The 8,160-nt window shown below is 68.8% G+C and carries 9 protein-coding genes; all 9 read right to left on the bottom strand.

Annotated features, from left to right (window positions below; genetic code table 11):
- Window positions 1-98 precede the first annotated feature (98 nt).
- The 9 genes from ABT245_RS42955 to ABT245_RS42915 all read right to left on the bottom strand — a co-directional run bounded on the left by ABT245_RS42955 (window position 99) and on the right by ABT245_RS42915 (window position 8,125).
- Window positions 99-1,373: a DNA cytosine methyltransferase gene (locus ABT245_RS42955; protein ID WP_351745720.1), complete on the bottom strand. Its 1,275-nt coding sequence runs from the start codon at window positions 1,371-1,373 to the stop codon at window positions 99-101.
- Window positions 1,370-1,570, bottom strand: coding sequence for a hypothetical protein (locus ABT245_RS42950; RefSeq protein WP_351745717.1), 201 nt, complete (start codon window positions 1,568-1,570; stop codon window positions 1,370-1,372). Before ABT245_RS42950 ends, ABT245_RS42955 begins: the two co-directional genes overlap by 4 nt.
- Before the next feature lie 272 nt (window positions 1,571-1,842).
- The gene (locus tag ABT245_RS42945; RefSeq protein ID WP_351745715.1) at window positions 1,843-2,436 is read right to left on the bottom strand and encodes a hypothetical protein; all 594 of its coding nucleotides are present in this window, start codon (window positions 2,434-2,436) and stop codon (window positions 1,843-1,845) included.
- A 303-nt stretch (window positions 2,437-2,739) separates the two neighbouring features.
- Window positions 2,740-3,612, bottom strand: coding sequence for an adenine nucleotide alpha hydrolase family protein (locus ABT245_RS42940; RefSeq protein WP_351745729.1), 873 nt, complete (start codon window positions 3,610-3,612; stop codon window positions 2,740-2,742).
- Window positions 3,613-4,126: 514 nt separating this feature from the next.
- Window positions 4,127-4,963 (bottom strand): hypothetical protein, encoded by an 837-nt coding sequence (locus ABT245_RS42935; protein WP_351745712.1) that lies wholly within the window; start codon window positions 4,961-4,963, stop codon window positions 4,127-4,129.
- Between the two features lie 50 nt (window positions 4,964-5,013).
- On the bottom strand, window positions 5,014-5,316 hold the full coding sequence (locus ABT245_RS42930; protein ID WP_351745709.1) for a hypothetical protein: 303 nt from the start codon (window positions 5,314-5,316) through the stop codon (window positions 5,014-5,016).
- Window positions 5,317-5,685: 369 nt separating this feature from the next.
- Window positions 5,686-6,279 carry a hypothetical protein gene (locus ABT245_RS42925; protein WP_351745707.1) on the bottom strand — a complete coding sequence of 198 codons (594 nt, stop codon included), beginning with the start codon at window positions 6,277-6,279 and terminating at the stop codon, window positions 5,686-5,688.
- Between the two features lie 357 nt (window positions 6,280-6,636).
- A complete protein-coding gene (locus ABT245_RS42920; RefSeq protein WP_351745705.1) occupies window positions 6,637-7,476 on the bottom strand; it encodes a hypothetical protein in 840 nt (279 codons plus the stop codon).
- 28 nt (window positions 7,477-7,504) lie between these two features.
- The gene (locus ABT245_RS42915) at window positions 7,505-8,125 is read right to left on the bottom strand and encodes a hypothetical protein (protein WP_351745703.1); all 621 of its coding nucleotides are present in this window, start codon (window positions 8,123-8,125) and stop codon (window positions 7,505-7,507) included.
- Window positions 8,126-8,160: the final 35 nt, after the last annotated feature.

The following is an 8,160-nucleotide window of genomic DNA, read 5'->3' as shown; positions in this document are numbered from 1 at the left end:
CAGGCCGACGATTCCCCAGAAGGACAACCGAAGCGCCAGTCAGGTGAAGAGTCAGACCCCCGGGCGATGCCATGGTCAATCCTCACTGTCAGGTGACATCAGGCAGCGAGGGTGAAGGCGTCGGGATCGAACGGCACGTTGAGGTGCGGAGCCAGGAGGTGGGCGGCGAGCCGCGGTGGTACGGCGTTGCCGATCTGGGAGAACTGCTGTCCCTTGTTGCCGGCCCAGGGGTAATCGCCGGGGAAGGTCTGCAGCAGGCCGGCTTCGCGGGCGGTGATCCGGATCGGGTCCGGCGTCCCTGCGGCGTCGCCTTCCGGCGGTGCGGTCACGGGTTCGGCGACCCACGTGCACTCGTTGGCACGGTGTCCGAAGAACAGCGTGCCGGCCGGTTCCTCCACCGACCGGACGGTGGCGTTGGCCTGGTTGGAGCTGCGCAGGGACCACTTCCAGTGGGTGGCCTGGCTGGTGAACGTGGGCGCCGGTGCGTCGGCGGGTGTGGGGCCACGGGTGCCGTCCCGGGCAGTCCGTCCCGCGCCTCGCGTGTGCGGTTCGAGTACCACGGTGCTGCTGGCGGACCGGGGCTGCCAGGTGCCGCGGTCACGGGCGTTGGCAAGGCTCTGGCGGGAGCCGGAGGGGAAGGGCTCGGGTCCGCCACCCGGCCCGCCGCCGGCACACACCGTGGGCACGGGCCGGTCGGTGGCGCCCCAGCCCAGGGCTTCGGCCATGGACACCCACCGGGCGCGACCTGGCCCGAACAGTGACTCGGGCTCGGCGACCTGGGCGTGTGTAGGAGTGGGCGGCAGCGCCGTGCGGACGCGGGAGGCGAGCAGGATCGCCCGGCGGCGAGTCTGGGGTACCCCATAGTCGGCAGCGTTGAGGATGCCCGCCCAGGTGGAGAATCCCCAGCGGCGCAGGACGGCCGCGTACTGCTTCCACAGGGGCAGGACATCAGGGACTTCCTCCATGGCGACCCATTCCGGCTCGCCCACCGCGTTCAGGGCGTGGAGGTAACGCATGGGCTCGGCGGCCAGCAGACTACGCGCGTCCTGGCAGGCGGCAAGCAGCTGTTCGCGGCTGTCCCGGCCGACGGCGAGGTCGGCGACGGCCTCGTGCACGAGGGGCTGGTCGACCAGGCCGAGGCGTTTGCCGGCCATGCTCCACGCCTGGCACGGCGGGGAGGCGATCAGCCCGCGGGTCCGGCCGACCCACGGCCACACCGGATACAGCGCCACATCGGTCCGCAGCGTCAGCATCCCCGCCCGCGCACGGGTGGCGCAGGCCCACAGGTCCCACTCCAGGCCGACGTCCCGCACCCCCAGGACGGACAGGGCACGGCTCCAGCCGCCCGGGCCCGCGAAGAGATCAAGGATCAAGAGGCAAGCCCGAAATCGTCCTGCGTCGGCTCGGCGTCCGCCTCACCGCGGCAGGCCCATGGAGAGCAGCCATCCGCTGCGCCCTGCTCCAGTTCTTCCGCGTCCGGCACCGGCGCGTCGGTGGTGGAGAGTTCTTCCTGGCGCGCGGCCCATTCGGCTGCGGTGACGTGGTCGATGGGCGCCTGGTCGAGCGGCATGCGTGAGCGGTGCAGGAATGCCTGCCCGAGCAGCTTGTTACTGGCTGCGTTCGCGCGGGCGTTGCCCTGGCGGGTCGCGGCGTCGAATGCGACGACGTCATGCCATTCCTCCGGGCTAGTGTCCCGAATGTGACGCCACTGTGCGTTTCCGTGGAATGGGCATGCTATTGAGAATCGAGACAGGGGCGTTACCTTTCTTGTCCCGGTTGAGGAGCGTTCGACGCACCTATGCCGGGCTGCCGGGTCCGGAGGAGGGGCTGCGGAACGCATGGTCAGCGTCCCCTGGCGGTGCCTGGTGCCGCGTTGGCCGGGGACGGCGGGACCGTGGCGTGAGCAGCGGTCTTCGCCGGAGCGGGCGTATGGGGTGAGTGGGCGAGGGCGGTCGCCTGTATGCGAGTGGGGGTTGGCGCCAGCTCGGTGGCTGCTGCGCGCAGTTCCCCGGCTGCTGCTTCGAGGATCTCGTCGGCTGCCCCGCAGCAGCCGGTGATGAGCTCGTTGGCTTGCTGGCGCCGGTGTTGCAGGTCCGACGGGCTGTCGTGGAGGGCGGGGAAAGCGGTGAAGTCGAAGTACACGATCTCGGTTTGCAGGCGCCCGAGTTCGGTCATGGCTTCGCCCAGCGGGGCGAGGGCATCGCTGTACGCCTGGAGGGCTTTCTGCCTGGGCACGCGGGCCAGCCCGTCGGACAGGCGGAGGTTGACCTGTTCGCTGATTGCGGCGGTGATCCCGGCCAGGGTGTAGACCTGTGTGGATACCTCGTTCAAACCCGGGATGGTGGGAGCAGGGGTCAGGGAGCGCAGTTGGAATCGTAGGCGGTCGATCCGGCTGGCCAAGTCATACAGGGCCAGGGCTTCGTCGAGGTCGGTCATGGTGGAATTCCTCGGGGAGTTCATGGTGGAGGAACCGGCTTGGATCTGCCTCCACGGCGAACGGATCAGTCCGCTGAAGGACGGCTTGTCGGTTCACGGATCGTTCTGGGCCGGCGGGCAAAACGGCAGCACAGCGGGGTGTTGGCGGGGCGGGCCGCGTGGATCTGCCACGTAGGTCCGGATCGTTGGCTGACTGTCAGAAGCGCCGGTCCGCAGAGCCGTTCATTCCAATCCAGGCCGACGCGTTGTACGCCGACGAAGGCCAGCGCGCGGTTTAAGCCGACGTGGTGAGGAGATCGCGTATCAGGACGTCAGCTCGAAGCCTTCCTGTGCCGGCGCGGACTCACCGCGGCACGCCCAGGGAGAGCAGCCGTCGGCCACCCCGTTTTCCAGTTCCTCGGCCACCGCGGTGCGGTCGTCGAGTTCCTGCTGGCGGGCGGCCCATTCGGCTGCGGTGACGTGGTCGATGGGCGCCTGGTCGAGCGGCATGCGCGAGCGGTGCAGGAACGCGTGCCCGAGCAGCTTGTTACCGGTTGCGTTCGCGCGGGCGTTGCCCTGGCGGATCGCGGCGTCGAATGCGACGACGTCCTGCCATTCCTCCGGGCTGGTGTCCCGGATGTGACGCCACTGTGCGTTTCCGTGGAACGGACAGCCGAGACAGGCGGATTTCGGTGTGTCGGCGAGGCCGAACGACGTCAGATAGCGGACGCAGTCGCTGCGTGTCCACCCCAGGTCGATCAACGGGTGGGCATTTTTCATGTAGCGGACATCGGCGTCCTTGGCTCGGTGGAATTCGTCCGTAGAAATGCCGACCCACTGCTCGACAAAGACGTCCTTGGGGATGCGCTCCGGGTAGGGGTACCCGAGAAGCTGGCGGACCTTCTTCTTGATCGGTTTTACCTTGTATTCCCCGGTGCACTGGCGCCGCGTCATACCTTGCTTCCCATCCTGATTCAGAATGTAGAGGGGCATGGAGGCGAAACGGTGCTCGGGATCCAGGGCATCGTTTCTGATGTTCCCGGACGAGACGCGGAGAATCGGGATCCCGGCGGGCCGTGCTATTTCTCGCTCGATCCGATCCAAATGCCTATAGACGGCCTCCGGCTCCCATCCTGTGTCGGCGAATATCGCATAGTCGAGTGGGGGGAGTTTCCCCTTCGCTGACAGGGCGATCAGCGTGGTGGACTGCACCCCCGCGCCAAGAGAAAGGATGCGCAGGACAGGTTGGGGCATGAATTGCTTTCTTCTAGGGATTGTCACAGGGGATCGTGAGTAGGCACAGCGACCCCTGTTTGGCGGGGCGCTGGGTGGGCCCCCGAGGGATCGTCGAGGGCGTGACCGGCGGACAACTGCCGGGTGCGAGGCGGTGGTGTCGAAGGGCAGCCGCCGGTGGTGGCGCGGTCAGCGGCGTGTGTGCCTGTGTTCGCCCCGGGAGCGGTGGCTGGCTGGAGGCGGGCCGTCAGGAGTCCATCGCAAGGGCGGATTGGGGCGACAGTGGGGGGCGTGGAGGTGGTGACGCGGTGCCACGTCGTTGCCGGGGCATGCCTCGTCTCCCGCTTTGATTCATGCTGCGGACCGGATCGGAGGCAGCACGGGGGTGAGGGATCGCGTTCTTGAAAGCGGCGACGAGGCTATTGGGGCGTGGTCGAGGGGTCAGGCGAGGAAACGGTCGTTGGAGGAAGTCGGCCGTTCATCGCGTTCGACGGTGTGCCTGCTTCTGCACGGAGGGCGCAACGGCTCGCGTCTCGGTGGGGGCCGTGGCGCGCTTGTGCTGGGCGAGAGCCTGCTTGCCCTTCGCCGTGAGATCTAGCCGCTGACCGTGGTAGAGGGAGGTGGCGGTGTCGACTGTCACCAGTTCCTGCCCGATCAGGGACCTGAGGGTACGCAGATTGACGGGTGTGCCGTTCTTGTCGTGAGCCTTGCTCACGCCCATCCGCCCCCTTTCGGCGAGGGCGCCGCCGCCCGAGGAGAGGCGGGCGAGGACGTCGTACTGGCTGTCGGTGAGCTTCGCCGCCGCCGCGGCCTCGTTCCTTTCGGCGTGCCGCTTCAGATCCTGGGTGATGCCGCTGGCGAGGTAGTAGCAGCCGGTGAAGCACAGGTCGAGCTGGTGGGCCGCATCGGCGACGTGTTCCGCCATGGCGGGGGCTGCTGAAGAGTCCCGGGCCTGGCGGACGGCTGCCTCGTCGGTCGGGGGGCCGGCGAACGGAGCGCCTTCCAGTGGGTTGGCGGCGAGGGCTGAGGCGAGGTCGGCTGCGGCCAGGGCTGCGGACTCGACGAGGGAAGCGAGTGCATCGAGAGCTGGGCGGCTGCCGGGTATCTGGCTGTACTGGCTGCAGTCGAGTGTGGCGAGGCGTTCCATGACGCGTCGGGTCAGATCGTTCGTGGCCGCGATCTGGGTCGTGAGCTGCCGGCGTGCCTCGGTGCCAGGTGTCAGAGCGAGCGAGCGGACCTGGCTGTGCCGCTGCTCGAAATCGGAGCCGAGCTGCCGCAACTGCGCGACTTCGGCTGCCAAATCGACCGTGTGCATGTATCCCCTCCGGGAGAATGAGGAATCGGGGCAGCAGAGTTGTGTTGCCCTCAGTGCTGCTGGGAGGCGGGGACCTTGATGAAGTGCGCCGGCGGCGTAGGAGGCCAGAGCTGGGCCGCCGAGGGCGGGAAGGCGACGCGGGAGATGTGACGGAGGACGGCCAGCCCGAGCAGGGTCGGTGCGAGGCGCTGGCCGATGACCGAGGCAGGGTGGGCGTCCTGGTCGCGGTGGGCCAGGCCCTTGCGCTCCAGGGCACGCCAGGTGGTGAGCGCGATCTGTGCTGAGGTTTGAGTGTCCACGTAGAGGGAGCCGTTGCCGCGCTGCCGGATCCGGCTGGGCGTTCGGGCCAGCACGCGTAGGGCGGCCCGCTGGTGCCAGGTCAGGCCACGCGTGATGGCTGACAGGTCGGCTGGGGCGGGCGGCTCTGTGCCGGGCTGACTGTCCGGAACCGGGGTGCGCCGGTCTTCCGAGGGCGGTAGCGGAGCTTCGGTCTTGGCCTGGGGGTCGATCGGAGGTATGAGGGGCTCCAGGAGTGTCTGCGCGAGGCTTCTGAGCGCGGCGAGTAGTTGTCGAGTGGTTTGGCCCTGTTGCCGGCCAGCTGCGGTTGGCTTTGCTGGTGTTGGCCAGCCGTTGTCGGGGCGGCGGGCTGTCGAACGACGGACCGGTCATGCGCGCGTGCGCAAGGCGCCGAGACCCCTACGGAGGTAAGGGGGACGCCAGACCTAGTGGGTGCGTCGCTTGGGCGGAGCGTCGGCAGGTCGTACAGGCGTGGAGCCCGGCCGGTTCGGTGCCGGCGGGATGTCCTCGACGGTGGCCATGCCGAGATGGATTCGCACGCTGATGCCCTGGGTGTACAGGTGTGCCTCGGCGTGCACCACCGCCTGGAGCGCCTCGTGCTCCCCGAGCCGGGATGGCAGCGCAAAGTGCCGCGGTTCAACTCCTGGGAGGAATCCGTGCTGGACCAGAACGCTTGCAGCCTGGTCCGTGGCTGCGGTAGCGGTGACCGTGGTGCCGGCGAACCGGATGACTACCTCGGGCTCTGCAGTCCCGTCAGCGGTCGGCTGACGGGTGGTCCAGGCGAGGTCGACGAGGGTGTGGGACATGAGGCCGTAGACCGCGACACCGGCACGTTCGTGTGCGTCCTCGGCGGTGTCCGGTGGCAGGAGGTAGAGCGTGCGGCCTTGGTGACGGCGGGCAGTGAATCCTGCACCGGTCAAGATGCGGGAGGCGCCGTGGATGGGGCGGTTGAGGACGACGAAGGTCCAGCCGTCGTCAGTGGAGCCGATGAAGACGTCGTGGCGGTCGGTGAGGGCCATGCTGCTTTCATTGGGAGGTGGAGGCTGGGGTCTACTCCGGTCCGTGGAGCGTGATGCGCCGGCTGCCTTCCCACGCGGGTCCAGACGGCGCGGCAGGTGGGCTGCTGCCGCGCGGTCAGCATGGCGTGGGTTGCCGCCGGAGCCTTGCCGGCGTCGCGGAAGTGCATCCACAGATGGCTGCCGTTCTCGATCGAGCAGCTTCGGAGTGGGGCCTGCACGTCGGGATGGCCTGGATGTAGGGGACGATGGTGCGCCCGAGGTGCCTGGTTGCGCTGACCAGGGGGTGGGCCATGGTCGGGATGGGGCACCGGGCTGGTGGGCGTCAAGCCGGTACTTGGTAGAGGGCGGGCGGCGCTGTCAGCGGTGTGCGCGGGTGGCGTTGGCCGCAGCGGGGACGGGGGAGGGGCATCTCGCGGGCAGGCTGACGTGCAAGGGGGCATCGATGACCGCGCTGAGCGTGGAGATTCCGAGGGCGGTCAGGCGTACGCGGTCGCGAGGCACTCCGCCGGGGAAGTGCGGGGGTGTGGATGCGGGCTGGCGGGTCACCAGGTCCTGGGCCTCCAGGTGGCGCAGCACCTCGGCGGTCACCGTCGTTGTGTGGCCGTGGACGCGGTGCCCGTGCTGCTCGGCGACGGTGATGTGGCCGCGGGCGACTTCGAGCAGGGCGTTGTGCTGGGCTGCGTCGAGGCCGGTGACGGTGCTGCTGTTGCGGGCTCTGGCGGACAGCCTGTGGGCGATGTGGCTGGCTGACTCGACGATGGCCAGGGGGGCGAGGGCGGTCAGTTCACGGGCCAGCCGTATGTACTGTCCGAAGCCGCGGTGAGGATCGGGGCGTGCGTCTTCTGCATCCTGTGAGGGCAGGGCTTGCTGGGCGGCGGTGAGGTAGCGCGTGGCCCCGCTGGTCAGGTAGGCGGTTTGCTTCAGGCGCACGACGGCGCCGGCCACTGGTTCGATGGCAGGCAGGTGCTGCTGCCGGACGTCCTTGATGCAGGCCAGGGCCTCGCGCTCCAGACGATGGGCGGAGCTCATGTAGGCGTCGGGGGCGGGATGGGCGTGACCGGAGAACAGGAGGTCGATCCTGTCGTTGTGCTGGGTGTAGAGGTCGGCGAGCGCCAGCAACCGCTCGACGGGGGTCAGCGGCACGGGCGCGACCACATGGAACAGGGGTGCGTGGTCGGGGTCGGGTGGTGTCGTCATCAGTGGCGGATCTTGGAGGTGGTCGGGGTCAGCGGTGGCGGCCGGTGTGCTGACTGGGGGATGGCGGCGCCGGCATGGTGTGTTCGCGGGACGGCTTGCCCGCCGAAGCCAGCGGTGTGGTGGCCGGCTGCGCGACCGTGGTTGCAGCCGGTGGCTTCTTCGAGCCCTCGGCCAGGGCATGGGCAATGAGTTGCTGGTCTTCGTTGCGCGCTGCGGCCGATGCCATCCGGAGGGAAAGTTGCTGCGCTACGGCACGGTAGGTGGTGGCCGCGCGCTGCATCTCGTCACCGGCCCGTTGGAGCCGGATCCGGCTGGCCGCAGGGGTGGGGTCGGCTTCCTCGTGCAGCAGGATCTCGGTACGGTCGTGGATGGCCAGGTTGCACAGTGTGGCGGCGAGCGAGATCTGGGAGCAGGCACCGACGAGATGTGCCAGGTTCTCCGCCCCGCCTTTCATGGCGGCGTACTGGCTGACCGAAAGATCGTGGAGCTGCTGCGTGCACTGCATTGCCAGCGACTGCAGCTGCAGGCTGATGGGCGCGATCTCCCGGACCGGCTTGGTGATTTCGCCGTCCCGTACCCGTTCCACCTGCGCGCACAGGTTCTTCAGCGCGGGCGCCACCGTGCCGAGGAGACGGATGTGTTCGGTCAAGTCGACGGTCTGCAGGACAACTCCGGGCGGTAGGG

The organism is Streptomyces sp. NPDC001508, from assembly GCF_040298665.1.
Lineage (GTDB): Bacteria > Actinomycetota > Actinomycetes > Streptomycetales > Streptomycetaceae > Streptomyces.
The sequence above is the reverse complement of the archived record's forward strand: the minus strand, read 5'-3'. Positions and strand labels throughout refer to the sequence as shown.

What these genes read in the sequence shown, in the direction of transcription:
- ABT245_RS42950 (WP_351745717.1), bottom strand. Translation starts at nt 1,570, where the DNA reads ATGCCGCTCGACCAGGCGCCCATCGACCACGTCACCGCAGCCGAATGG.
- ABT245_RS42945 (WP_351745715.1), bottom strand. Translation starts at nt 2,436, where the DNA reads ATGACCGACCTCGACGAAGCCCTGGCCCTGTATGACTTGGCCAGCCGG.
- ABT245_RS42920 (WP_351745705.1), bottom strand. Translation starts at nt 7,476, where the DNA reads ATGACGACACCACCCGACCCCGACCACGCACCCCTGTTCCATGTGGTC.
- ABT245_RS42935 (WP_351745712.1), bottom strand. Translation starts at nt 4,963, where the DNA reads ATGCACACGGTCGATTTGGCAGCCGAAGTCGCGCAGTTGCGGCAGCTC.
- ABT245_RS42925 (WP_351745707.1), bottom strand. Translation starts at nt 6,279, where the DNA reads ATGGCCCTCACCGACCGCCACGACGTCTTCATCGGCTCCACTGACGAC.